The following is a 25,883-nucleotide window of genomic DNA, read 5'->3' as shown; positions in this document are numbered from 1 at the left end:
TCACCTTTCTTCCGTTAAAATTGTAACTTACACGGAAATTCATGAGTTACACGGTTTCTTCTTTTCGGTATATCTCGAACTTGTATGCCTTCCACTCCTGCCTAAGTTCGTCCCAGTTCATAATTCTCCATGGATTAAAAAATGTCTGACCATTTTTATTAAAGAATACATTGTGGCTAATATGGTAGGATGCATGCTGGACCATTCCACCTTCGTTCACCCAAACGACAACATCGCCATGATGTAATTCTTCAGTGTTTATAATAGAATAGTTAGCTCTCTTTAATCCTTCCAAAAATGTTTCGGGATGAACCCACTCATGGATGATCCATTCTTGTTGATTTACAGCAAATAATGTTGCAGACAAGCAATTGCCACCTGAAAGTAAAGGAAAAGTATTCGCATACACTCTTAAATGTGGCGGTGCCGATTCAGGCAATTCAACACATGTCCAATCATCCCATTTGGATGCGTATTCAATTAGTAAATTTTCTTTGATCTCATAAGGGAGTGTTCGCCATATCTCCCGATGAAGCACGATATACTGCTCCTCCTGACCCTGAACTAAATACTCCTCCGGAAAAGAATAATTACTGCAGAAAGGCGTAAGCGGCAAAATTAAGCCTCTGTTTAACTCGAATTGAATATGATTGATTTGCTTTTGTACATTCCTAGATAGATTGGCAAACCATTCAGAATTACTTATAACAACATATTGAACTTCATTTGATAAATTCCAATACTCGAAACTGTTTACCAGTTGAATTTGCTTATAAGAAGCGTGGTTAAAGAATTCTTCCTTAGGGATAATTAAAGTACGGCTAAGAGAATCAGCTATTAGCGATAAGTCCTCTTCTTTAAGAAACAGAAATTCTCTTACTGGTACATATATCTCCAACCAATGATCAATCACATCATTCGGTGGTTCTATCTTTATTTTCATTTTTCTCTCCTCCGATAACTTCCCGGAAAGCCGGAAACGAGCAGCACAAATCCGATAAAAAAGAGGAAGTAGACAAGCCAGCCTGATCCATTGTCATTCAGTGATACAATCTCTCTTGGATTGCCACCGGACGCATAACCTGCTTCCACAATTGCTGCAGAAAGTCTTACGGAGATTCGCTCTACGGTTACCAAACCTACACTTCCCAACATTAGCGCCGCACCTAGTATCTTATTCGTATTATTCATAAGTTAGCACTCCTATTCAGCAAATTCTGCAATATCTCATTATCCTCATTAAGGACGATTACAATTGCAGAAACGATAAATTTCATAAAAATCTCTCCTTGTGTATGATGTACTTACGACTCTCAATTCTAAAAAACACCCTTCTTATCTATGTAATCATATTTACTATTATTTTTAACAACTCACTAACTTCATCCATGATAACCCATATAATGCCATTTGCGAAGGTCTAATAAAAAAAGCAGCCTGGCTGCAGGCTGCCCTCTCAACATTGAAGATGACTCATAAACTATAGATTCACTTGAATAACCTTTACTTCGCGCCGCTACTCCAGACAACTCTTTCACTCATGGCTTTATGCTGGGCAATCAGGCAAAGCTCTGCTGCCTTGAATGCATGTTCCTGTGTCATAGCCGTCTCCGTCCGCTCCAGACAATCCCGGATGAGATCTCCGAAGAACGGATAGCCGACCTGTCCTTTGACACTGTAGCGGTATTCACCTTCATGGTTAACCAGATAGACCTGATCTCCCACCCGCTCTCTCGCGACATCGATATATTTCCGCAATTCAATGTACCCGTCTGTTCCCAAGATTACAGTACGCCCATCTCCCCATGTCCCGAGACCGTCCGGTGTGAACCAGTCTACCCGGAAGTAACCCGATGCCCCATTGTTTCCAATGAGCGACGCTTCGCCGAAGTCCTCCAGTTCAGGGAATTGTGGATGATTGAAGTTATGCACCCGGCTGAACGCCACTTCCGCATCCGTACATGAGGCGAACGTGAGGAACTGTTCAATCTGATGACTTCCAATGTCACAGAGGATACCACCATATTTATCATGTTGGAAAAACCACTCTGGCCGTCCTGGAGCATTCAATCGATGCGGCCCTGTGCCCATCACCTGCACAACCTTACCAATGGCTCCTTGCTCAATCAGCTGCCCGGCATAGATTGCACTTTCAACATGCAGGCGCTCACTATAATAAACCATGTATTTCTTCCCGGTCCGTTTAACTTCTTCCCTTGCCTTAGATAATTGGTCCAATGTAGTGAATGGGGCTTTGTCCGTAAAATAATCCTTGCCTGACGCCAAAACCCTCATGCCTAGTGGCGCACGTTCCGAAGTAATGGCTGCTCCGGTCACTAACAGCACCTGATCATCTGCCAGCACTTGTTCTTCCGAAGCTGCGACCTGTGCTTGTTGGAACTGTTTGCGAAATGCCTCCACTTTGGCAGGATCCGGATCATATACCCACTTAAGGGTTGCCCCTGCTTCCAATAAACCTCCAACCATACCATAGATATGCCCATGATCGAGTGCAACAGCAGCAATAGTGAACTCACCTGGTCCGCATACCACCTCTTTTTTCACACTTTTGGGTGCATAAAACATTCCATCTTTAGCCACGTCATCTCCACCTTTTTCATTAGATTCAAGTACAACGCTTGATATAAACTGTCTACTTAAATGTTTGCGTCAGGTCCGCAGGCTGGCTGCTGCTGTAACTTTTGTCTTTCTTGGTGTTCGAACTGGCAATACGCTCCTGCAAATGTTCATAAAACAACTCTTCATCGATGGGCAGCTCAACCCAATTGTCCGTCCAGGTCGAGAGAAGCATTGCATTAGACAAGGTTAATCCGTGTATACCTTCTTCTCCTGGAGCAATGAGCGTGGCACCTGTTCGGATGGCGTCAATCCAGTTTCGAATCAGTCCTGGGTGGCCGGATTCTGTACCTGTAATCGGAACTTCACACTTCCAGCATTCCGGCTGTCCAAAACCTCCGGTAAACCGTTTATTAAATTCAGGCTCGGATTCCCGAAGGCGCCAGAAGGTCAGCTGACCATCCTCAATCACGATTTTACCGCGGTCTCCGTTGACCTCGAATCGGTTGGTACCTGGAGCTTCACCCGTAGTTGTTACAAATACGCCTGTTGCTCCGTTTGCGTACTCCACATAAGCTGTCACATCATCTTCCACTTCAATATCCCGGTACTTGCCAAACGAACAGAATGCACGCATTCGCACAGGCATCATGCCGACAGTCCACTGCCACAGATCAAGCTGGTGAGGATCCTGATTGATCAGCACGCCGCCTCCTTCACCTGCCCAGGTTGCCCGCCAACCGCCGGAGTCATAGTAACTCTGTGATCGGTACCAATTCGTGATGATCCAGTTCGTGCGTCTTACTTCCCCGAGTTCTCCTGAAGCAATAAGATCTCTCAGTTTGATATATAGAGGATTGGTCCGCTGATTGTACATCATGGAAAACACTTTGCCGCTGGCTGCAGCAGCTTCATTCATCTTGCGCACCTGTTTGGTGTAAACACCGGCAGGTTTCTCGATCATGACATGCAGACCGTGCTGAAAAGCCTGGATTGCCTGCTCAGGGTGATCATAATGAGGTGTTGCAATAATGACCGCATCTATAGTGCCGGATGCCATCATCTGCTCCGCATCCTGCCAGTAACTGACCGAAGCAGGGAAATGACTGGCCACCCAGCTCTCCATTTCCTTTCGGACATCACATACGGCTACCAACTCCGCACCAGGCACATCTCCGACTAACAGGGTTCTTGCATGTGCGGCACCCATGTTTCCAATGCCAATTACGGCTACTCGAATCAAACTCATACCTGTACCTCCTCTTCCAGACGACGCTCGATTTCGCCGAATACCTCAGCAAAATGCTGCAACATCGCTTGGGAATTAAACTCTCCACTGAAATCTTCAATACCGTAGTATCCGTCATATCCCACTGATTTCAGGTCACGGAACACTTGCATCCAATCCACGATACCTTCAGTCAGCGGTGACCAATGACATCTCCATTTCGCAGATACAGAACTCTCCGCACTCTCTCCGTTTTGTTCCTCCTTGTACCACGCTGCATTCTTGACATGGACGTGGGCAAGGTAAGGACCCAGCAGCTCCAGTCCCATTCGATAATTTTCATATCCTTCGTGTACCATGTTGCCTGGATCATACAACACGCCAACATGCTGGGCATCCAGCGACTGCACCAGTCGGTAGGCCAGTGAAGCAGTTGGAGCGATCGTCTGGTGATGCGTCTCTACCACGGCTTTGACATGATACTGCTGAGCCATCTCCTGCACTTCGGATAAATACCTAACGGCTTGGCTGTACAGCTCGGGATAACTAGTATTACGATCATATCCCGGTACACCTACACGCATCATGGATGCACCCAGATCAGCCGCTGCCTGAAACGCCTGCTCGGTCGCTTGAAGATCTCCACAGCTCAGATACGGTACCAGCGCAATGGAACGTCGACCATGTTTTGCAGTTGCTTCACGAAAATCAGGGACCTGTTCCTCCCATTTGGCCGGATCAATTGAACTCCGGTTATGCCTCCAAAAAGAGGGTTCCTCCGTACGTGCGTCTTCCGGTATTCCGCGGAACCTCCACTCGATTCCGTCGATACCTGCAGATTCCGCCGCTGCAGCCAGTTCTTCTGCGTTCAGGTCAGGCGTCGCTACAGTAAATACAGACAGTTTCATCTGGTCATCTCCTTATGTAAACGTATTCAAATTTATTGGATAAACGAATTGTATCATTCCTGCATATGTACAAATAGTGTTCTGCTCCAATAGATGAATAAGAGATAAACGTGGGGCAACATTCCCCATTCAGGGATAACTGCAACATGGCTGTGGTGGATGTCTCCTTACTTCTTCAAGGGTATATGCATACGCAAAAAAAACATCCCTGTTCAGATGTTCATTCTGAATGGGGATGTCATGGTTATTTCATTCATTTAGTCGTTACTTATTTTCGATCAAAAAACACATGCTCCGCATGCAATTTTCCAAGACGAGTCGTCATGATTCCAAATGAATACTGCGGCTGTCGGCGCCGATCCGTCGGTGAACCCGGATTAAATATCAGCACATCGTTGACGGTATGCATCAAGGGAATGTGCGAGTGGCCAAATATGATGGCATCCACCTGCTGACCGGCAAATGTATGAATGGCATTCTGCTCGGTCGTTTTCGATCCCTGGTGTCCATGCACCAGACCTAGACGCAAACCGTCCGCCTCCACGATGCGGGAAAAGCCCAGCTTCTTGCCAATTTCCGGCGGATCCGTATTGCCTGCTACGCCTGCAACGGGAGCATACTCGCTTAACAGCTTATATACACTCCAATCCGACCAGTCGCCTGCATGTAATATGAGGTCAGCCTCCGGCAGCACTTGAAGCAGTGGTTCTGGCAGCTGCTTAGCTCTTTTGGGCAAATGTGTATCCGAAATCACGATTATTTTCATATCTAAGCACACCTCCCTGGTTCAGACAGTAGCCTACTCTGCAGACGGAGGCACAGTCTCCATCTGGGAGCAGGAACGTTCCATATCTTCAAGCGTAATCGATGCGAAGAACTGTTCGACTTTTGCCTCTGCCACCTGATACAGATTCGTCAGCAGACTGTCTATGCGAAGTCCAACATCACAATTGGGGTTGCAGTTACCATGAATCGGAAATAGCGGACCTTCGTCCTTGGCAGCCTGATAGATCATGGCCAAGGTAATTTCACTAGCCGGTTTGGCGAGATAAAACCCTCTCGTTCCGGGAGAGGATTCGACCAAACCTGCCTTTTTCAGCCCGCCCAAAATACGCCGGACAACAACAGGGTTGGTGTTGACGCTTCCTGCAATCATTGCGGAAGTGATTCGTTCAGGCGCGCTGAAGGACAACAACAACAAACAATGCACACTGACCGAAAAATGTGTACTCATGATTAACCACCTTTAACGTAATATAATCCTGGTGTTTCATTCTATTCAGGGAACAAACTCTGTTCCGGGCGTGCCTTGATTTTCAGCTGCCTCACGCTGTATTCCAGCTGCTTCACAATATCATCCAGCTGTTTGCGATCGATTTTCGTCGGATCATCGACGGGTCTGGCCGTCGACTTAAGATCTCGGATCGTAAGCTGCTGCTCCTGCCATTTATCCATCAGATCGGCAATATTGGCATAAAATCGTTCGTAATCCTTGATGACCAGGTCAAGATATGCATCAACTTCATCCGGATCATAGCCACGGAGCTTATAATTGAATTGTTTTTCATGAATTGATAAGGCATCGAGCTGTACGCCCAGTTGTTTAAACAATTGTCTCTGTTTATCCAATCTTCGTTTCATATGTTCATCCATCTTGACAACCTCCATTATAAGAAAAACGTCTATCGACGTATGTTCAAAAGTAGCCGGGACCGTCTCTTCGAGGAACACGGTGCAATACGACTTCGCGGGGAAATCGCGGCAGTTTCTCTCTCTATTTTTTATAACACATTATCGGCCAGATATAAAATCAAACGCCTCTTCAAGGATGCAAAATGATTGTACACCCCCAAAATCGGGTAAGGACAGACTACACACCCCTAAAGCGGGAAAGGAGCATGTCGTTATGAGTACATTAACCAAAGATCAACTTCAGGAACTTAAGAGCGCTCTTCTGGAGCAGCGTGATAATCTGCAGCGTCATTTTGAATCCAACATGGAAGATGGTGCTCCAACTGCGTCACTCAAAGATTCTACAGGCGAGCTGTCATCATACGATAATCACCCGGCTGATGCGGGGACGGAGACATTTGAACGCAGCCGTGATCTGGCTGTAGACGATACATTAACGGATGAATTTAACCAAGTAATTGATGCCCTGGAGCGTATGGAAAAAGGAACCTACGGAACATGTGTCACATGTGGACAGGATATTCCGTTTGAGAGGCTTCAGGCCATTCCATACACGGCCTACTGTATTGACGATACACCGAACCGGGAGCTCAGCAATGACCGCCCTGTGGAAGAGCAGGTGATGACCATGCCTCCAAGTGGTGCCGGGGAGGTCAGACAGCGGAACGCCGGCAAGTTCGATCATGCGGAAGCTTGGGAAGCTGTTGAGGATTATGGTACATCCAATTCGCCAGCTACCGCAGCCAAACGTGAAGTTCGGGATTACGATGAGAACATGTAATTCTGAACATGATTGCGACCTCTCTCCATGTAGATATGGTAGGGTTGAGCAGTGACCATTGGTCCTCATCACACATCAAAAAGCCGCCTTCAGGCGGCCTTTTCTTTGTTGTCGCTTCGGTCTCCCTATATCATTTTTCCTTTGCATCGTCCTTCGGATCCGAACCCTGGTCTCCCGGCTGATGCGGTGGCATTTTACTTTTCGGAGATTCAGTCGGTTCATCCACATGTTGCGACAATGTCGTAAACAGCTGAAAAACCTCCTGATTTTCCTTCTGATCATTCCGCTTCGTATAAGGCTCACACATTTTCGTGATATCCTTGTACAGCTTCTCGACTTCCTCACGGCTCGCATATAACGTCATGTCCGAGATTTGTCCAAACATGTTATCACCGTGCTTCGCCTGTTTCATAAACATCTGGCGGCTCTGTTCATACATTTCATTTAACAGTTTAAGCGTCTCAGAACGAAAAACCTGCTTCAGTGGGGAGTGCTCCCCATCTTCATGACGAAGATGGATTTCTCCCTGAAAAGGTTCGTAGTATTTGGCAATGATGCCATTAATCTCTCGCGTGGATACGATGGTAAGCAAACCAATCTTCTCCAGCTTTTTCACGTGATAATGTACTTTCGCGGGCACTTCCCCAAGTTTATCAGCTATTTCTTTCACGGTAGAAGGTCTTCCCTGTTTATTAAACATATTCAGGATCTGGATCCGATACGGGTCGGAGTAGATCTTGATCTCTTCGATCGTTGACAGTACTTTCTGCTGCATACCTGTATCCTCATTTCCGGAGTACCGTTTGTCCTTATATATGCATATTATACCGTTCAGTCTGGTCCCCGGTCAAAACAGGTCTTACAGAAAGATACAGGAATTAGGCTACATACTGCGCCGGAATGTTTTGCTGAGCAGGAGCGATATGGCCGACATGGCAAGCAAAATGCCAAAAGCAATAAATAACACAGGCGTGGACAGCACTTCTGCTGCAGCACCCGCAACCAGACTTCCAAGCGGTATAGCACTTACGATCAGCATACTTTGTAGTGCAGACACCCTGCCGAGCATACCGGCTGGCGTAACCTCCATCAGATATGAAGCGAGAGGGGTCGTAGCTAATGGTATGCCGAGCCCCATCATCAAGCAAAACATAGCTGCCAGCGGTAGCTGATAAGTGGACATATACGCAGGAAGCGCGGTCATGGCATAACTAAGACCCAGCATGGTAATCCCACTAATAATCAATACACTCTTCCGATATCTGCTGCCTCTGTGAGTCATCCACAATCCACTCAGCACCATACCACCCACCATTAACCCGCTCAGCAAACTTAAGCCCCCTGCTCCAGCATGCAGAATATCGATAACATATGGAGTTCGGAGAACATTGAATGGCATCAGGCAGAAGTTGACAAAGGCAAATAAAAGGGAGCCAATCAACAGCAGGGCATGCTTGCGCATGAAATGAAAGGCTTCAATCATATCCGAAAGCAAACTTCTGGGAGCATCTGTGGAGGATAACTTCTCAGAGGATCCTTCTTCCATGCTGGGATCGGATGGATAGACAACCCGGCTCATTAGCACAGCACTTAATGCAAATAGGCCAGCATCCATCAAAATCGTCCACGTTATTCCAACAGTTGCAATAAGAGCACCTGCAAAGGCAAGCCCGGCAAGTTCAGCCAATCGGGTAGCCGAAGACGACATGGCATTGCCGGAAAGCAGCATGGATTGCGGCAGCAATCGCGGCACGCTGGACATTTCGGCAGGTGACGAGAAGCATTCAAGCAGCGAATTGAGAATCGTGACGACGAACAAATGCCATACTTGCAGTTCTCCCATACCAAATAACAGAGCAGTTACGCCAACAAGCAGTCCCCGGCCCGAATTCGTCAGCACGATGACCTTCTTGAGAGATATGCGATCCACGACCGCTCCGGCAAAAAGGCCGAGCAGAATGTTCGGCAGAAAGTTGACTGCGAGGAGCGTACCCATTAGTAGTTTGGAACCCGTTAACATGTACACCATCCAGCTATATGCAATAGAGTCAATGGAATCACCAAACCTCGCTACCATTTTCCCCAGCATAAACTGCATATAAGGTTTAACTCGTATTAATTCCCCAATCCCTGGCTTGTTTACCGCTGTGCCTTCTCTCATTATTGGATTCCGCCCTTCAACGTTAAAATATTTTTAATGTTAATATTATTTTAACGTAGAATCTCTGGAAATCAACCCTTCCGTGAAAATTTTTTTAACGTTTTGCCGATTGGGTTTACACTAAAAAGGGGGTGTCTCAAAAGCCATGAAATGGCTGCTTGAGACACCCCCTTAGAGTTGGAGATACGTTAGCTCTTGGTGAGGACGCCCTGCGGACGGACCAGACTGGCCGATCCACAGCTGGAACATAGGCCTTGTCCGCCTCATTGCCAAACCGAACGTTTACTTTCAACACATCTCCCCCAAAAAAAATGGTTATACAGCTATCGATTCCAGCCGGAGGTTAAACCGTTTCGGCAGAAAAGTCCTATGTCCAAAGTCCGTACGCAGCCAGCAAAGAAAGGCTCACGCCTGCCTCATTACCTCAGCGAGCAGCTCATACATCCGGCATTTATGTCCAAAATCCGGCGATACCGTAGCCAGCATAATCTCATCGGCATTGTACCGGTCCGCCAGCCGGATCAGCTGGCGCTTCATCCGTTCCGGGCCGCCGACAAGCATCCGTCCGCGTCCGGCCGCCATGATCTGCCGCTGCTCTGGCGTATACTCTCTGGCGGCGACATTCTCGATGGACGGAACCCTCAGCAGTCCGCCGCCTTCCCGGATGTTCAGCAGATAATCGTCGAACACGCCGGCCTGCTTCTCCGCCTGCTCGTCCGTCTCCCCGCAGACGGCAAAAGCGGACACCAGCACCTGCGGTTTCCCGCCTGGAGCTGCGGGAACAAATTGCTCCCGGTATGCCTTCACGGCCTCCGGTCCCCCTTGCCCGCTGATGAAATGGCCGAACGCAAGGCCCATCCCGTGCCGCGCGGCAATTTCAGCGCTGCCGGAGCTGGAGCCCAGCAGCCATAAGTCCGGCGGCTCCGTTGGAACCGGCCTTGGCAAGGGCTGCTCGTCGGAGCGGCGGACATAACCGGCCAGCCGGGCAATCTGATCCGGATAGTGCCGGAACGAGCCGCTGCGCCCGTCCAGCAGCACCCGCGATACATCCGCCGGGCCTCCGGTAGAGCGGCCAACGCCGAGGTCGATCCGCCCCGGGTAAAGGGCGGCCAGCACCGCGAAGCTTTCGGCCACCTTGAACGGGCTGTGCATCGGCAGCATGACGCCGCCGGATCCAGTCCGGATCCGGTGGGTGCCGGCAGCAATAGCCCCTGCGAGAATTTCCGGCGCAGAGCCTGCCAGCACATTGTTGCCGTGATGCTCTGATACCCAATACCGGTGGTACCCCCACCCCTCTGCAAGCCGGGCCAGCCGGACGGAATGAGCTAAAGCCTGTTCGGGTGTCTCCCCTTCGGCAATTTCCGAATAATCCAGGATCGACAACTTCACTGTGATACCTCCTATGACAACAGGCGCCTTCTTTCCGACACCGGTGCTCACTGATTTCTATTCATTCCTGTTTAGTTTATCCATGTTATGCCCAGGCGTCCAATGAAGGAATAGAATGCCGGCTGGCCACGCCCTTTAAATACGTTTAGCGGTTATTCCCTGCCCCGTGATTCATGCCGCCAAAGACGAAAAAAGACGCCCCCTGCGACGCCAGCACAGGAATCATCTTCTGTTAATACACAGCCTTCCTTTCCGTATTACATTTTTCCGCAGCGGGACTATTCTGCCTGCACCTTCAGATTAGTGAGAATTCCCTCAAACCACCCTGCTGCATAATAATTGTGAATCGCCTTTTCGGCTAACGATGTACATTCTTGTCGTTGGGTTTCAACAAGAACACATGGTAACGCTCCGACTTCCGCACCCTGAATCGCTTCCGTTCCCAGCGCATGAAAAGTGTCCTTGAAACCGTATTCACTGCCGTGCTTCAGTTTCTGGTTGACGAAAAAATACGTATCGCTGGAGCATTGCTTTGTGGATGGCACCAAGATCGAGGCCAATGCCAATCGCTACACCTTTGTTTGGCGCAAAGCGGTCAGCAAACACAAAGCGAAGTTGCAGGAGAACGTCCATGCTCTGTTTGCAGACATTCAAGCGGCAGAGCACCAAGAAGAACAGGAGTGCCGAGGAAAAGACCTTGCCGAACTCGGCGAATGTGGCGAGATGAGTAGTGAGAAACTGGAACACCTGACAAGGAAGAGATTCAAGTGGGCGTAAAATACGCCAGCTATCACAAAGAAAAAGTAAAATCCTAGAAATCAAATGTCGGCAAGATTGAGAACTGGACGTACAGCGAAACCCAGGATACGTGGACGTGCCCCGCCGGAGAAACGCTGCATTTCCGCAAAGAGAGCAAGGAGACTCTCCCAAGTGGCTATGAAATTCACAAACGTCATTACCGAAGCCAGAGCTGCGAGGGCTGTCCGCTGAAGGAACGCTGCACGATGGCCGCAGGAAATCGGGAAGTGGTTGTCAGTCTGGAGAGGCTGCATTACCAGAATCAGGCTCGAGACCTCCTGCGAAGCGAAGAAGGTTACGCCCTGGCCGTACGTCGAATGACGGAACCGGAAAGTGTATTTGGACAACTGAAGAACAACCGGGGCTTCCGGCGTTTTCTGCTTCGCGGCATGGAGAAAGTGACGCTCGAGGTCGGTTGGCTTTCGCTTGCCCATAATGTACTGAAGCTAGCGGCAACGGACCAAAAACGCAGAGCAGCGATTCTCCAATAACAGGAGAATCGCTGCTCTGCTTAAATTTTAGACTTTTGAGAAGAGAATGAGCCCGTCACTATCAGTAGAATATCTACTTATGGGACAGCCTCCTGGTGTACATATTGTTTAAATCGTTTTTTTAAATCAATGAAACGCGCTGCCGTGTCCGTGCCGATTGCAAACAGGCATCAATCACCCGCATATTCGCTATCGTGTTATCCGGAGTAAATGGCAGTGGTGTCCCATCCAGCACAGCGGCAGCAAAGGTTTCCGCCTGCAGAACATAAGAATTGGATACGGATACCCGTTCTTCCCGACTGACCGAATCCGTATGAATGATAATTTGCGGTGGAATATCACTATTCTCCCAGCCGAAGACTTTTGGCAACTCAATTCGTCCGTCTGTCCCGAGGATCTCCATCTCCGCCCTCCCGGAAGCCCACATGCCGCAATCAAACGTTAACGCCACGGATCCCGGAAATTCAACAAGCCCCGAAGCCATCATATCCACTCCATCATGTTCCTCGGAGAATAAGGCATGTACCGTAACCGCTTCGGGTTCCTGGCCCAGGTACATCCGTGCTGCCGAGATGGGATACACACCAAGGTCAAAGAGCGAGCCTCCGCCCATATCCCGTTTGAACCTTACATTATCCTTATCATCCGCTGTATTACAGGTAAAGTTGCCATGGATCGCACGAACAGCACCAATCTCTCCACTCGCGATAATCTCCTGAACACGCCGATGCTTGGGATGATAACGATACATGATTGCCTCTGCGAATAGAACGCCGTGCTCCTTGCATACCTGAATCATTTCAGCAGACTCGTCCGCATTCAGTGCAGCTGGCTTTTCGCATAATACATGCTTTCCGGCCTGAGCGGCTTTTATCGTCCATTCCTTGTGCATATGGTTAGGCAACGGAATATATACGGCTTCAATATCGGGATCTGCAATGAGCTCTTCGTAACTTCCATAGCATCTAGCAATGTCCAATTCTTCGGCGAGCGCTTCAGCCTTCTCCTTGCTTCGACTCGCAATCGCAAGCACTTCTCCCCGTTCAGATTGCTGGATTGCCGGAATTACCGCATTCTTTGCAATGGTGGAAGTACCGAGTACTCCCCACTGTAGCTGCTTATTCATGCTCATCTTCCTTTCGTCCCGTAATTGTCCTCTTCTGCCTTGTGCAGCATGCCTAGACAACGGTCTAGGTCTGCCTTGACCTGCTTTTTGTACAATTCGGCTTTTTCCGCTCCATCATCCGTAAAGTGATATAAAACGATTTCCTGAAAATCCACTTTGGGATCGCTGCCCTTCAGCTTCTTCGTCCGATAAAATACACCCTGCTGTACCAGTTCATGCAATGCTCGATATACCTCACTCTGAGGCGGAACATAGCCGTAATCTTTAAATTCCTGCTTCATGGCCTCCAGCATTTCGTATCCATATCCTCTATGCTGTTCAACCATGGTAATGAGATACAGCTTGATAAATGCCCGCTGGGCGATCATAAAAGCCATGCTTGTTCCCCCTATCCTCTACCGCTCTACTTCATATTATAAAACTTGTGTTCGGTTTCTGCCATCATTCTCCGTTTTTCCCGGTTAAGCTGCAGGTGAGAACAAAGCATAGGATAGATACGCAGAATAGTGTGGTAGAACGGCATTAGGGTTATTATTATGAATTTTTCATATAATGATTTTTTAAAATGTAAACCCAGATAAGCTTCCGTTCGACAAAAGCAAACGCTGACTTACATCACAACCCTAGATCACTACCTTCAAGAATGATCACTCTATTGTGAATTTTTCATTTATTGCCTCTTTCACTTTCTGAAATTGGCCTTCGGTACAGTACCCACGATCCATTTTAACCAGCTTACACGCGAAATGCACCAAGTGAGCACACAGGATAGCGCTAAGGCAAGTGCCCACGTTAGAATCATTCGTAAAGTCGGATTCAGGCCCCATGCCACGTAAACATATTCATCTGGAATGTAACTGTACCGCAGCATGAGCATATGCATCAGATAACCGCCGTAAGAAACGCTGCCGATCCATCCAAGCCAGCCCACGGCCAGGTGGTTATGCAGTTTGCCTGCGAGCTGATACATGACCATGATCGACGCAATTAGAAAGAGAGCCATATCCGGCCTAATCAAGCTAACGGTATAAAATGAGATCTGAATGCCTTCCGGCTTTTGAAATTCCAGCATTAATAGATATGTAAACCGAAGACCCATGATTATAAACACGGTCCAATATACCCAGCGCAGCCGATGAATCCACATATTCCAGCTTTTAACAGATAATCCGGCAGCAGCACCTAACACAAAATAGAAAAAGAAATACAGGAAATTTCGATCGGCATAGGTTGTGAATACATCGGTCAGTACAGGAATATTGAGCCGCTCCATAACTCTTGCAATATTCCTCAATTGATCGGCTAACACGAGGTATACAGCTCCCGTAATCAGGACAGCAACCAGGCGTCCCCGTGAATCATAACGGTTATATACATATCGTACGGCCTTTAGAAACAAGGGAAACAGCAAATAAAATTGAATCAGCATGATAATGTACCAAAAATGAGATGTGGTCTTGCCGGTAAGCAGCTTCAAACCAAGTTCAGGGAGATCCTGCCAACTGATGCCGGCCCACCCTTGTGGTGTCAAGGTGAAGTACACCAACGACCACACGACATAAGGTGCGATGACATCCGTTAATCGTTTCTGCATGAAACGGCCGTATTTCAGCTGTTCTCCTGTGTTATAAAACAATACCATGCCCGTGATGAAAATAAATAAAGGGACAGCAAATTTGGAAGTCATCAGCAGGATTGCAAGCAGAACCCCATCTTCCAGTCCGGCTTCCGGAACTAGCGAAAAATGGGCAATGGAATGCTGGAGTACAACAGCTGCAAAGGCAATCCCCCTTAAACTTTCAATTTCTGCAATTCTTTCTTTAAGTGGCATAACGTCCAGCCGCCTTTCTTGGTTTTACAGTAAAAAATAAGTACAATGATAATCGTATAAAAGATGAACGGAGGGATTCCTATCGCTGATTCCGAACTAGACACCCCCACAATTGACTCTCAATACGTACAACAGCATATGGCCAATGAACGGACATTTCTGGCCTGGGTTCGTACAGGAATAGCCATGGTCGGCGTCGGATTCCTGGCTGCCGGATTGGGGGTTCAATTCTTCCTCTTATGACCAGATTGCACACATTGCAGCCATTATAACCGGAGTAACCTCCTTGGTCAGCGGCATTGCCATTATTCTGTGTTCTGCTGCTTCTTATCACCGCAAACGCAAACAAATTAATCGGCAAACCTTTCAAGCCTCAACCCGATTGATTCGCTTCCTGACACTTACTCTGTTGGTCATTGGCCTGGCGCTTGCTATTCTGCTCTATGTATTGTTATTCCCTGCTCCTTAGACTTACCTTTAAACACAGTCAACACTTCATCATGATTCCAGGATGGGATTACTGGGACAAAAGCCGGCTTCCTCGAAGGAAACCGGCTTTTTGAACGCCTGACGGCTCACATAAACCAAATCATGATTTATTGTGGTGCCCCTGTTTAACCTTGTATACCAATCCAGTGTACTAGCCTGAACAATCCAAGCTTACAGGAACGTGTTGTTTCCAAATCGTGCAGCTTTCTCCTGAGCTTCCAATCTCCGCTCTTCCATATCGAGATCCGTTCGCTCTGCTGGCACATCCGTACCATGAGCTGCGTATCGATCACGATTCAGATAGCTCGTGTTGCTGAATACATCATAGACATCCGAATCGCGATCGGTGGAGTCAACCAGGAGAAGGATTTTGCCGTTTTGTACATATTCCTCATACTGTTTGGCATCCTCTTCGGGAATACCGAGTCCGACAAGTCCACCGACCAAACCGCCTGCACCGGCGCCTACTGCCGCTCCCGTAAACGCTGCTGCAATCGGACCTGCCGCCAAAATTGGACCTATACCTGGAATGGCCAGAGCCCCGATACCCGCCAACAGCCCGGCTACGCCACCTAATACGCCACCAGTGGCTGCACCTGCTGCCACACCTTCCGGCGCCTTGGTTCCCGTCTCTTCCCGGATGGCCTTCAACTCGTCCCGATCCTGCGTCACTACCGAAATTTCGTCTGAACTGAATCCTTGCGCTTTCAAGCCCTCTATGGCTTGAGATGCCTCACGTTCTGTATCAAAAACACCTACGATTTTCTTCTGCATAGTGAATTCCTCCTAATTATTTAAGAGTTCGCTTCGCTATGTTATTACCCGCACCATTTTCTTTCAAACGCTTCCAGCCATTATATCGTGCGCAAACACGAATATATACAGCTTTATTCCCTCATAAAACATAAGCTTATGAAGCCATTTTTATCAAAGGGTTCTCTGAAAAGCCAGATCAATATCCAAGCTTTTGAATATGCATTGGTGAGCGAAAAAAAACATCAAGCTCTCTATGTGCGCGGCTTCGCCCGATTGGTCGCCATGGCCTCCAACGGATTGTCTGGCCAGTAATGCTTTGGATATCGGCCTTTCAAGTCTTTTTTCACCTCGAAATACGTCTCCCGCCAAAAGTTCGTCAAATCCCGGGTCACCTGAACAGGGCGGTGCGCAGGGGACAGCAGATGCAGGGTTAACGGCACCCGACCTCCAGCAATACGCGGTGTATCCTGCTGCCCGAACATTTCCTGAAGTCGTACCGCCAGTGTAGGATCTTCAGGTCGGCTATAATCTACCGGAATGCGTGATCCGCTGGGAACCTGAATATGAGTTGGCGCCTCCCGGTCCAATTGCTGCCGTTGTTCCCAGCTCAATCCGCTAAGTAACACGTCCTGCATGGACAGTTTCTTCAGATCCGAAGCTGAACGCATTCCTGCCAAAAAAGGACTGAGTTGATCTTCAAGTTCCGCTGATACATGATCCGCCGCGAGATCCGGCCACCCCGGCAGATGACGATGCAGAAAACGCAATCTGTCCGCCAGCTGCCTGGATGATTTGGTCCAAGGCAGACAGTCCTGACCTTCTGTGCGGATTCCGCTTAGCAGCGCCTCCAGCACCAGATCTTCCGGAGGCTGTGCGATACTGCTCTCCTTCATCAGGATTGCTCCAATTCGCAGCCTTCGATGAGCCCGCACACTTCGTGTACTGCGATCCCATGCAATCTGCACATCCTCTTCTATGAGATCAGCACCATAGTCCAGCAAGAGCTGCTCACCCACCGGTGCAGCCAGCAGGATGCGTGCATCCGCGCCCTGGTCGTCCGCCTCGGCAGCGACCAGATAGGCTGAACGGCTCAGCGACTCCGCCTGGCTGAGCCGTACCCCGCGGCCGCTGCTCAGCAGGTAGCGGCCGTCCTCCCGGCGCTGCCCGATCCGGTCCGGATAGGCGAAGGACAGCAGCAGCCCGCAGCTGTCCTCGTCCGGCCGTTCCGGATCCTCCGGCGCCGGGCCGAGAGCCGTGCGCAGCTGTCGGCTCTCCTGAAGGATGCGCCGTACGGCAGCGAGGTCTGCGACCGACGCAGCCGCTTGCGGCGTACCGCTGCTGCTGGCCAACAGCAGCGCTTCCACGCGCGGGCGCAGATCGGTGCCCGCGCCTGCACTGCCACTGCTGCGGAGGCCGGCAGGCTCCTGCAGCAGTGCCGCCAGCATGCTGGCGTAGCTGGCCAGCCCAAGCTCCGCCGCGCGGAGCAGCATGCTGGCCAGTCGCGGATGCACGCCAAGCGCGTTCATCCGCCGCCCGAAGGGCGTGATGCGGCCTGCGTCATCCAGGCCGCCCAGTTGGCGCAGCAGCGCCTGTGCCTGGCCGTAGGCCGCGGCAGGCGGGATGTCCAGCCACTGCAGTTCTGCAGGGGACTGGACACCCCAGGCGGCAAGCTCCAGCGCCAGCGGTGCGAGGTCCGCGGAGGCAATCTCCGGTCTGGCTGCATCTGGCAGACCGTCATGAACCTCTTCGCTCCACAATCTATAGCACACCCCAGGTGCAATTCGCCCTGCACGCCCCCGCCGCTGATCGGCTGAAGCCTTGGACACCGGCTGGGTAACAAGCCGGCTCATGCCTGTGCGCGGTGAAAATACGGATGCACGACTCTGTCCGGCATCGACAACCACTCTGACACCCGGAAGCGTAAGGCTTGATTCCGCAATGGAGGTAGATAGCACGACCTTACGATTTCCTTCCACTGCCGGGCTCACAGCCTCATCCTGACGTTCAATCGGCATGCTGCCATACAGGCAATGCACCTCGACATGAGAAGCAAGATTAAGCTTCGACAGTTCTCGCTCTGTCCGGTGAATCTCTCTGGCTCCTGGAAGAAAGACCAGTACGTCTCCTTCCTGCTGTGCCAAAGCTTTTACAACCGCTTGAGCCGTGAACGCCTCCAACACAGCTGAAGCGGGTTTTGATACATAACGGGTTTCCACTGGAAACGTGCGTCCCGGACAATCAATCGAGCGGGTCCCTTCCCCAAGCAATGTACAGATCGGGTCAGGGTCGAGCGTTGCCGACATAATCAGAACCTTCAGATCTGGACGCAGCATCGCCCGTGATTCCAGAGCCAGAGCCAAACCAAGATCGCCGTGCAGATGACGCTCGTGAAACTCATCAAAGATAATCATCGCTGTATCTTCAAGCCCCTGATCCTGCTGAAGCATGCGTGTAAGTACCCCTTCTGTGACAACTTCGATCCGCGTGGCCTGACTGACCCGAGTGTCCATGCGGACACGGTACCCTACCGTCTGTCCCACGTTTTCATTCAGAGTTGCGGCCATCCGCGCCGCGGCTGAGCGCGCCGCAAGTCTGCGGGGCTCCAGCATTATGATCTTGCGCCCGTCTAACCATGGTTCCTCTAATAAGGATAGAGGGACTACGGTTGTTTTACCTGCCCCGGGCTCTGCGATAAGCACACCCGTATCCTGCTCTCGAAATAGCTGTTTCAGCTCAGGCAAAACCTGTTGTATCGGTAATTCTATATTCATATTATCGCTCCTAATTCATAAGGCACCATACAATATAATCAATCCAAAGTGAATGTTAGCATTATAACAAAAAAAGCCGTCCCAGAGGAACGACTACTTTGGATCAAGTGTATTAACGCAGCAACGATTCGGCGCCATCAATGACAATCTCTGCACCCGTAATGTGTTTGGATTCAGACGATGCCAGGAAGGCGACGAGATTGGCCACATGCTCCGGCTGACCAGGGCCATCTGCGAGCGGCTGCTCCCCTTCCGGGAACTCCATTGGAATAACGATTTGGTGCAATTCATCCGTTTTTACCGTGCTTTGATCAATATTCGTTGCGATGGCTCCCGGACATATGACATTAACCCGGATTTTGAACCTAGCCAATTCCAGTGCAGCCATCTTCGAAAAGGCAACCTGTCCCGCTTTCGATGTACTGTATGCCGACATCCCAAAGCTGGTGAACCGTTGGTTACCATTAATGGAACTCGTAATAACAATGCTTCCCCCGCCGCGTTTCTTCAGATGTGGGAGAGCGTACTTGATTGTAAAGAAGGTGCCATCCAGATTGGTCGTAATGATCCGCTGCCAATCCTCCACCTGAATTTCCTCAATTGGTGCCGAGACACCGTTAATGCCAGCATTGGCAAACACAATGTCCAAACCGCCGAACAGCTCCACCGTTTCCAGCACCGCTTTTTCCACCCGGGCCGGATCGGAGATATCCACATCGAATGCGCGTGCAGCACCTGGATGTACGGCATTAATTTCGGCTTCCGTCTGAGAGATTCGATCATTCACCAGATCAAACAACGCAACGTGAGCACCTTCATTCGCCAATTTTAACGCCGTTGCCTTACCAATGCCGGAACCGGCTCCAGTAATGATAGCTATTTTGTTTGCAAACCGAGACTTGTCGTTATGTTGTGTCATGCTCCATTCCACTCCTTCTCAGCAATTATGTAAGAATGTACATCCAAGACTTGTGTATCAGCATGATGCAGCATGCTAACTAAGTAGATTCTTCACAAGATTACCCAAAAAGAGCGCCTTTTAAATCAATAACGACAAGTTTTTTCTCAGCTGTTTTTTTACCGCTAATGAAACATAATCAAGACGAAGGATTTATTCGAAAGTAGTTCATCTACCATTCCAGCTCAATGAAAGCGGCATCATCTTCAAGCCCCCCGGTGTGGGCAGCATCCAGCAGTACCTGAATGTGTTCATCCGGGATATATGCCTGTATGGCATCCAGATCATTCAAACCATCTGTGTACAGCTGCAGACGAATTGGTTCATTGGATAGCTTCGCCTCATAAATATGAGGCTTGCCTCCAACTGGCCCTTCCAGGGTAGACCAGCGTTCATTCGTCCGGCAGTGGTTCTGAAAAGCTCCGGATTGTTCCTGACCATTGCGCCACAGACGTATGCGTGAATCCCCTTGCCAAGCCATCCAGATACGGCTTTTTCCCATACCACGAGACAGCTCAATTCGACCACAGACATACATCGCCTGGCTACCTCTGCTTCGCTTCTCCATTAACACTTCGCGTAAAAGCAGGGGCGAGTTGTCCAATAGCTGAATTTTCTTCAACTGCTCTGATGCGGGAACCGTCAGTTCTTGAAGCAGATGCTCCATCGCTTCTACTGTAGGATTAGAGGTTTTTTCCAACCACTCGAGGAGCGCATTGCCCAGAAAACGCGCGGCAAAATCTCCAAGGTAACTCATGCCCACACCATCACACATGACGAACGTACATACATTCCCGTCCATGCGAACGGCAGCAAAGTCTTGACCCGAATCCCCCTGATGAACCGTCTCTGCAGCTCTTCCATAGCCATAGCGACACTTAAAAGCACCCTGATAACGAGTAAGCGGCTGTTCACCGGTCTGTGCGCTAACATAACGAAAGATTCCACGACGCTGCTTCCCTTGGCTTCCTCTCTCACCAGCAGGCAATGCTGCCAATCGCATCGTTTTCAAATAATCCCCTCCTATCTCACAGGCGTAGCAGCAGACATCTGAAACCCGATGGACACCAGTTCTGCACATGTGCCTGGCAGCATCATCAATGCACCGGGTGCGAGCAAATAGTCCGCCTCGACAAGCATTTCACGGTAACTTTCAGGCAGAACCGAAGACATATTGCGCAGCTTCTCTCCATGCTCATCCTTAAGAACGGTTTCCGGTGATATCCCTTTCCATCTTCTCGGTTCAGGGATAGGACCTTCCAATAGGTGATCGGATATAAAAATGTTTTCGACGAGTACATTGCCATCAGGCACACTCATGCCCATAATTCGTTTGGCAATGGGTTCGGGATCTTCGCCCGTAGCCACTCCATCTGTCATATGACAAACGAGCGGCGCAGGACAATCCTGCATATTCGGTATTTCAGCCTGCAGAATCTTCTCTGCCTGCAGAAAGGCTTTGGCCGAATCCGAGAAACGTTTAGGTGTCAGGTCTGGCAACGAACCAACCGCTGCAATTTCGTCGATTCCCTTGATTCCATTCAACAAGTCATAGACGTCATCGCTGTATGCAAGGATGGCAATCCGATAGCGAGGTGTCAATCGATTTCCTTTCGTTGAGCGAAACACCATCTGGCGGATGGCCAAGGCCAGGGCATCATAGACGACATCAATCCGTCTGCGGTTTTCCAGAACCATATTCATGGAGGCACTGATATCAATGAGATAAATAATAAGTGCGGGTGTGCGCTGGGATGCTTGTATTGTATAGTTCATCTGGGCCTGAGCCACCTCCGTCGTTCACTTAATTTACAAGTTGGGAAGATTATAGTTGTTATTGCTCAAAAATTTATTAATGGCACTCATTCGCGCTGCGACTTTGCCTACCCCTTTGAAGTATGAAGCATCCGAGTTATACAAATTTTTAAAATCCCGGGCATAGGACTCTGCGTTTTCGATCTTTTTACCTTTTTGTGCATTATACGCCTTGTTATAATGAGCAATCAGCGTAACCACGTTCTGAGCACGTTTTTTCTTAAGTGCAGCCTTTCGAGCAGCTTCCTCGGCTGCTTTTTGCGCTTCCAATTTGCGCTGAGCTTCAGCCGCTGCCTTGCGCTCCGCTTCCTGCTTCGCTACTTGAGCATCATGCTCTTTCTTCCAGACCAGGTAGGCTTCATACTTCGCCTGCTTGTCATACTTCTCCTGCAGCGCCTTCTTGGCTGCATCTTTCTTCTGCTGTTCCTGCTTTGCGAGATAAGCCTCGTATTTTGCCTGTTTATCGTATTTCGCCTGAATAGCTTTCCGTTCTTCTTCCTTTTTCTGTGCTTCAGCCAGTTTTTGCTTTTCCTCGGCTTCCAGCTTCGCCGCTTCGGCCTCCTGCTTCTTCTTCTCTTCTTCCTTTTGCTTCAGCGCAGCAGCTTTTGCGGCTTCTGCTTCTTCGGCAGCCTTGATCTCTGCCAGTCTTGCTGCTTCTTGTTCCTCCTGCTGCTTGACTTCGGCCTGATCAGCCAAAATTTTGACAGTCGGCACGGTACCGGCGAGCAATACAACAAGGACAGCGGAAGAGATCATGAACTTTTTGGATTTGTAAAAAGGAACGCGGACAGGCTGTGCGGCTTCTTCCTTGGGATTCAGCTTGGCATCCAGCCCGGTGATGGCAGCCTCAACTTCCATCTGCATCGCACTGTTAGCCGGAATGAAATGATACAGCGAACGGTATACTTCCAGGGCTGCTGCAGGCTTATCTTCATCCTCAAGAGCGCGGGCCTGCAGGAAGAGTCTGTTGACCACAGCTTCCTGTCCAGGCGGTGCTTCAGGTATCGACGTGGACGAATGATGTCCATTAGCTGAATTCGAATCGGCTACGCCAGTATCCGGTGCACTTGCGACTGTCTGGCTCGCCGCTTCACCATTGGCCACATCTGCTGCTTGGTCCTCAGGTTCCTTCACTCCAGCCGCTTCCGCCCGACTGGCATTAGCTGATGCCAAGGCAACAAACCATTCACCAAATGTTGGGCAGCTGCTCAAATCGTGACTCTCCCAGGCACGGATGAACAGATCGGATATTTTGGAACCCCATCGATTCTGAAGTGAGTCCCGCATGGCAAAATAGCGTTCACTCACCGTTTGCATTTCATGCTGGTCAAAATAGCTTTCTCCCCATGCCTTCTCCACAATGTTCGAATCAGACCAGCTCAGCATCTCGGCGATAATAACTGCACCAGCAAAACGATCGGCATAGGAGCTCCACAGACCACTATGTACTGCCCGGTGAGCTGCATACCCAGGTGAACCGGCAAGTAGAGCATCTGGACGATCCATTTTGGAACCGTACATCTGCTCTACATCGACAAGTTCAACCGCGGATGGAGCTCCCAGGTTTTCCACTTCGGAAAAAAACGGAATCATCACATTGGGTGCGGACAAATCACAATGAGCAAGTCCTCGTTGCTCCATGGCCGAACCAGTCCCTGCTAGTGCTCTGGCCAACTTCAGACTTTCTTCTGCAGTCAGCTGTTTCTGATCACTGATTACATCAAACCAGGTCAGACCCTGCACCCACGGCATCAAAACCGCGTACAACAAATCGGGATGTTCACCAATGAGCGCTCCGTTTCTTTCCGGAGTGAGCACATCACGCTTGCATACCTGCAAACCTGGCAGTTCACTATAAGGCTCCATATGCTCAGACTGATAGACCATAGCCGGGATACGGAATTTAGGGAAAAATACTTTTAGTGCTTTGGCCCCACTTATTGAACCATTTCGGGGTATTAACTGGTAAACGATCCCTTGCCTTCCGGCTTGGGCGTATGCCAGACCGGGCGCAGCCGGGTGCTGCCCAATGGTATAGGCAATGTCATTGATCACCACTTCATCCCCGGGATTCGGTTGAAAAGACATGCTCATCCCTCTCTCTGTCATTCTGTCATAGTGCAGCAAAAACCGGGAGTCGTAAAACGCCCGGTTTTTGCTGTAGTTATACATCTTCAGCTTGCTGCCTGCGTACGATCCAGTGCCGGGTCAGACATGACATCGGCCTGATCTATGTAAAGCAGTTTAGCGAGCTTGGTCAGCTGTACGGAATTTGTTGGCAATAGCCGTCAGTTCCGCGCTGATGCTGTTCAGCGTTTGAACGAATGATTGCATTTGTTTGCTTGCTTCCTGGAACTCTTGGAAGAAGCGTTGTTTTGTCATACCTTCCCATTGTCCTTCCATGCTAGTGATGGATTGAGTCAATGTAGAAACGATTTGCTGACTTTGCTCACCGCTTTGTTTGAATTGGTTGGAAACCTGATCAAGTTGTTCTGGGGTAACTAAAATGCGTCCTGCCATGTGTAAATTCCTCCTTGGTTTGTGCAATTAAATTTTTGCTTGTTCAAATTGTACTATACCAAGATCGATCGAACAAAAGCCGAAGGACCTAATCCTATTTACCCCATTTTTGGTGATTGAAACTTCCCCTAACAGACTATTTACATAAATGATTCACTTTCTGCTGTCCTTATTTCGCACTTCGGTAAACGGCTTAATCAGGATACCACAGGTTCGGTTCCTCTTCTCCCCCGAAAGGTAGGATCTGTGAATCTCCACGCTACAGGTTCAGGCTGCATCGCCTGGATCAATGTAGCCGGAGAACCGTCGGGCGGCGCAGCATCCTGCACCCGGTATACTGCCGCCACCGCGGAAAGGGGATCGGATACTACAGCAGCAGCTGCGGCGTGTGTAGGCATGATTTCCCCTACACGATTGTTTTCTAGAACGTTAAGCATATTGACCGCATTGCCATAGGCTGTGTTCACATGACTCAGCACTGTACGATACTCCATGTCTGCCTGCTGGAATAACAAGGCTTTGCGTCCCAACTGCACGCTTAAGTCCATAAAACGACGCACCGCATCTTCGCCAAGTCGCTTGCTGTGACTCCATTCACTCATCACCGCAGCCCGGGCCTCAATATCCCACTCCAGCGAATGGATTGCCTGTTCCAACACTGTCATCTTTTGCTGTATTTGCTCCGCCGCATACTGAATCTGCCTGCTCAGTGCCCGAAGCACATCCGGTTCCACACGAATGCGCATTTACCATCACCTTTCCTCTTCCCCTGCAGGCTGTTTAAGCCAGTCCAGCAGCATCTCGTGAAACTGTTCTCTCGTCGTCAGCGCCGCTACAAGCCAATCATCTGAAGCGGCTGTACTCATGCGGAACAACCAGTTGGATACAGCGCTAGCAGCGAATGCTGCTGACTGTGACTTCCAACCTTCTCCGTTCCATACAAGCAATCGCAGTTCACCGTCCGATTCTTTGTTAACCAGACAACGTGCAAGAGCCAGCGAACCTTCCGGGTCGTTTGTCTCCTGTGCCAGTTCATCAGCAACTGCAGATTCTTCTTTGTTGTTAAGCTCGTTCATAACATCATAGAATTTTTTCTTGGAGCACATCAATGCTGGCTTCTCTGCTGGTGAATGGCCACTCCATTTCATCCTTTGAATCAGGAAGTCAATCGCTTCACGAACGTTCCCGAGATCGGATAACCGGAAGGAGTCTGGTTCATCAGCAACACGGGAAACTTCAACGACCCGTTCGTCCGTGCAATGGATATAACTTTCATACGAAGTGCCGCTGGATGTGTAGCGAATCCAGCAAGCCCTGTCTGACAATCCAGCAATGGCTACTCTGGAGAAAACGGTCGGTGTCATGATCAGCTCATTGCTGTCCTGATCCTGAATCAAATATCCCTTTTCGAGCAGAGAAGTTTTGACGTGCTCCCATTCCACAGCGATGTCTTCTGCCATGTAACCGCGGAAGGGGTCTTCAACGCCAAGCAATCGGTCTGAACCGAGAATCCCGGCCAGGAAAAAAAGTTCTTTTATTTGCAAAGTGACTACCTTTTGCTTGGAATCATGAACCGTCAACATTATGAGCCA

Annotated in this window: 28 protein-coding genes; 5 read left to right on the top strand and 23 right to left on the bottom strand. The window is 49.5% G+C overall.

The window, feature by feature from the left end:
• Window positions 1–46 precede the first annotated feature (46 nt).
• From F4V51_RS11735 to F4V51_RS11700, 8 genes are all read right to left on the bottom strand, one after another.
• Window positions 47–943, bottom strand: a complete 897-nt coding sequence (locus F4V51_RS11735) for a hypothetical protein (protein WP_153978083.1) — start codon at window positions 941–943, stop codon at window positions 47–49.
• Entirely contained in the window at window positions 940–1,191 is a 252-nt protein-coding gene (locus F4V51_RS11730) for a hypothetical protein (protein ID WP_153978082.1), read from the bottom strand. The genes F4V51_RS11735 and F4V51_RS11730 overlap by 4 nt, the downstream gene beginning before the upstream one ends.
• A 312-nt stretch (window positions 1,192–1,503) precedes the next feature.
• Window positions 1,504–2,586, bottom strand: coding sequence for a Gfo/Idh/MocA family protein (locus tag F4V51_RS11725; RefSeq protein WP_153980659.1), 1,083 nt, complete (start codon window positions 2,584–2,586; stop codon window positions 1,504–1,506).
• 67 nt (window positions 2,587–2,653) lie between these two features.
• Window positions 2,654–3,826 (bottom strand): Gfo/Idh/MocA family protein, encoded by a 1,173-nt coding sequence (locus F4V51_RS11720; protein ID WP_153978081.1) that lies wholly within the window; start codon window positions 3,824–3,826, stop codon window positions 2,654–2,656.
• Window positions 3,823–4,713: a sugar phosphate isomerase/epimerase family protein gene (locus F4V51_RS11715; RefSeq protein WP_153978080.1), complete on the bottom strand. Its 891-nt coding sequence runs from the start codon at window positions 4,711–4,713 to the stop codon at window positions 3,823–3,825. The genes F4V51_RS11720 and F4V51_RS11715 overlap by 4 nt, the downstream gene beginning before the upstream one ends.
• A gap of 268 nt (window positions 4,714–4,981) precedes the next feature.
• The gene (locus F4V51_RS11710) at window positions 4,982–5,479 is read right to left on the bottom strand and encodes a metallophosphoesterase family protein (RefSeq protein WP_153978079.1); all 498 of its coding nucleotides are present in this window, start codon (window positions 5,477–5,479) and stop codon (window positions 4,982–4,984) included.
• 33 nt (window positions 5,480–5,512) lie between these two features.
• On the bottom strand, window positions 5,513–5,947 hold the full coding sequence (locus F4V51_RS11705; protein ID WP_110822552.1) for an Rrf2 family transcriptional regulator: 435 nt from the start codon (window positions 5,945–5,947) through the stop codon (window positions 5,513–5,515).
• Between the two features lie 41 nt (window positions 5,948–5,988).
• Complete coding sequence (locus tag F4V51_RS11700; RefSeq protein WP_095287646.1) at window positions 5,989–6,366, bottom strand: DivIVA domain-containing protein; 378 nt, start codon at window positions 6,364–6,366, stop codon at window positions 5,989–5,991.
• A gap of 253 nt (window positions 6,367–6,619) precedes the next feature.
• On the opposite strand from F4V51_RS11700, the gene F4V51_RS11695 reads away from it, so the two are divergent.
• Window positions 6,620–7,186, top strand: a complete 567-nt coding sequence (locus F4V51_RS11695) for a TraR/DksA C4-type zinc finger protein (protein ID WP_153978078.1) — start codon at window positions 6,620–6,622, stop codon at window positions 7,184–7,186.
• Window positions 7,187–7,316: 130 nt separating this feature from the next.
• Here the strand turns inward: F4V51_RS11695 and F4V51_RS11690 are convergent, their stop codons facing one another.
• From F4V51_RS11690 to F4V51_RS11680, 3 genes are all read right to left on the bottom strand, one after another.
• A complete protein-coding gene (locus tag F4V51_RS11690; protein WP_153978077.1) occupies window positions 7,317–7,961 on the bottom strand; it encodes a winged helix-turn-helix domain-containing protein in 645 nt (214 codons plus the stop codon).
• A gap of 108 nt (window positions 7,962–8,069) precedes the next feature.
• The gene (locus F4V51_RS11685; protein WP_153978076.1) at window positions 8,070–9,347 is read right to left on the bottom strand and encodes an MFS transporter; all 1,278 of its coding nucleotides are present in this window, start codon (window positions 9,345–9,347) and stop codon (window positions 8,070–8,072) included.
• Between the two features lie 405 nt (window positions 9,348–9,752).
• Entirely contained in the window at window positions 9,753–10,736 is a 984-nt protein-coding gene (locus F4V51_RS11680) for an LLM class flavin-dependent oxidoreductase (RefSeq protein WP_162009926.1), read from the bottom strand.
• A 462-nt stretch (window positions 10,737–11,198) separates the two neighbouring features.
• Between F4V51_RS11680 and F4V51_RS29055 the strand changes: the two genes are divergently transcribed.
• Window positions 11,199–11,513, top strand: coding sequence for a hypothetical protein (locus tag F4V51_RS29055; RefSeq protein ID WP_236146857.1), 315 nt, complete (start codon window positions 11,199–11,201; stop codon window positions 11,511–11,513).
• Window positions 11,514–11,569: 56 nt separating this feature from the next.
• Window positions 11,570–12,025, top strand: a complete 456-nt coding sequence (locus tag F4V51_RS29050) for a transposase (RefSeq protein ID WP_268893545.1) — start codon at window positions 11,570–11,572, stop codon at window positions 12,023–12,025.
• Window positions 12,026–12,146: 121 nt separating this feature from the next.
• Here the strand turns inward: F4V51_RS29050 and F4V51_RS11670 are convergent, their stop codons facing one another.
• The 3 genes from F4V51_RS11670 to F4V51_RS11660 form a co-directional block, all read right to left on the bottom strand.
• Window positions 12,147–13,151 carry a Gfo/Idh/MocA family protein gene (locus F4V51_RS11670; protein ID WP_153978074.1) on the bottom strand — a complete coding sequence of 335 codons (1,005 nt, stop codon included), beginning with the start codon at window positions 13,149–13,151 and terminating at the stop codon, window positions 12,147–12,149.
• Window positions 13,152–13,153: 2 nt separating this feature from the next.
• Entirely contained in the window at window positions 13,154–13,528 is a 375-nt protein-coding gene (locus F4V51_RS11665) for a replication termination protein (protein ID WP_095287651.1), read from the bottom strand.
• A 305-nt stretch (window positions 13,529–13,833) separates the two neighbouring features.
• Complete coding sequence (locus tag F4V51_RS11660; RefSeq protein WP_153978073.1) at window positions 13,834–14,982, bottom strand: acyltransferase; 1,149 nt, start codon at window positions 14,980–14,982, stop codon at window positions 13,834–13,836.
• Window positions 14,983–15,045: 63 nt separating this feature from the next.
• On the opposite strand from F4V51_RS11660, the gene F4V51_RS29375 reads away from it, so the two are divergent.
• Entirely contained in the window at window positions 15,046–15,225 is a 180-nt protein-coding gene (locus F4V51_RS29375) for a DUF202 domain-containing protein (protein ID WP_153978072.1), read from the top strand.
• Between the two features lie 43 nt (window positions 15,226–15,268).
• Window positions 15,269–15,451, top strand: a complete 183-nt coding sequence (locus F4V51_RS11650) for a hypothetical protein (protein WP_153978071.1) — start codon at window positions 15,269–15,271, stop codon at window positions 15,449–15,451.
• Between the two features lie 191 nt (window positions 15,452–15,642).
• Here F4V51_RS11650 and F4V51_RS11645 read toward each other — a convergent pair whose 3' ends face one another.
• From F4V51_RS11645 to F4V51_RS11605, 9 genes are all read right to left on the bottom strand, one after another.
• A complete protein-coding gene (locus tag F4V51_RS11645) occupies window positions 15,643–16,245 on the bottom strand; it encodes a general stress protein (RefSeq protein ID WP_127536191.1) in 603 nt (200 codons plus the stop codon).
• A gap of 233 nt (window positions 16,246–16,478) precedes the next feature.
• Complete coding sequence (gene hrpB / locus F4V51_RS11640; protein WP_153978070.1) at window positions 16,479–18,998, bottom strand: ATP-dependent helicase HrpB; 2,520 nt, start codon at window positions 18,996–18,998, stop codon at window positions 16,479–16,481.
• A gap of 112 nt (window positions 18,999–19,110) precedes the next feature.
• On the bottom strand, window positions 19,111–19,917 hold the full coding sequence (locus F4V51_RS11635; RefSeq protein WP_095287656.1) for an SDR family oxidoreductase: 807 nt from the start codon (window positions 19,915–19,917) through the stop codon (window positions 19,111–19,113).
• A 211-nt stretch (window positions 19,918–20,128) separates the two neighbouring features.
• On the bottom strand, window positions 20,129–20,959 hold the full coding sequence (locus tag F4V51_RS11630; RefSeq protein ID WP_227779378.1) for a protein phosphatase 2C domain-containing protein: 831 nt from the start codon (window positions 20,957–20,959) through the stop codon (window positions 20,129–20,131).
• 20 nt (window positions 20,960–20,979) lie between these two features.
• Window positions 20,980–21,732, bottom strand: coding sequence for a vWA domain-containing protein (locus F4V51_RS11625; protein WP_095287658.1), 753 nt, complete (start codon window positions 21,730–21,732; stop codon window positions 20,980–20,982).
• Window positions 21,733–21,765: 33 nt separating this feature from the next.
• Complete coding sequence (locus F4V51_RS11620; RefSeq protein WP_153978068.1) at window positions 21,766–23,859, bottom strand: protein kinase family protein; 2,094 nt, start codon at window positions 23,857–23,859, stop codon at window positions 21,766–21,768.
• Window positions 23,860–24,015: 156 nt separating this feature from the next.
• The gene (locus F4V51_RS11615; protein ID WP_017689071.1) at window positions 24,016–24,291 is read right to left on the bottom strand and encodes a WXG100 family type VII secretion target; all 276 of its coding nucleotides are present in this window, start codon (window positions 24,289–24,291) and stop codon (window positions 24,016–24,018) included.
• A gap of 197 nt (window positions 24,292–24,488) precedes the next feature.
• A complete protein-coding gene (locus F4V51_RS11610) occupies window positions 24,489–25,037 on the bottom strand; it encodes a WXG100 family type VII secretion target (RefSeq protein ID WP_095287660.1) in 549 nt (182 codons plus the stop codon).
• Window positions 25,038–25,043: 6 nt separating this feature from the next.
• Window positions 25,044–25,874: a hypothetical protein gene (locus F4V51_RS11605; RefSeq protein ID WP_153978067.1), complete on the bottom strand. Its 831-nt coding sequence runs from the start codon at window positions 25,872–25,874 to the stop codon at window positions 25,044–25,046.
• Window positions 25,875–25,883: the final 9 nt, after the last annotated feature.

It is taken from the genome of Paenibacillus xylanilyticus (assembly GCF_009664365.1).
Lineage (GTDB): Bacteria > Bacillota > Bacilli > Paenibacillales > Paenibacillaceae > Paenibacillus > Paenibacillus xylanilyticus_A.
Note: the sequence above shows the minus strand (reverse complement) of the source record. Positions and strands in the feature narration are given on the sequence as shown.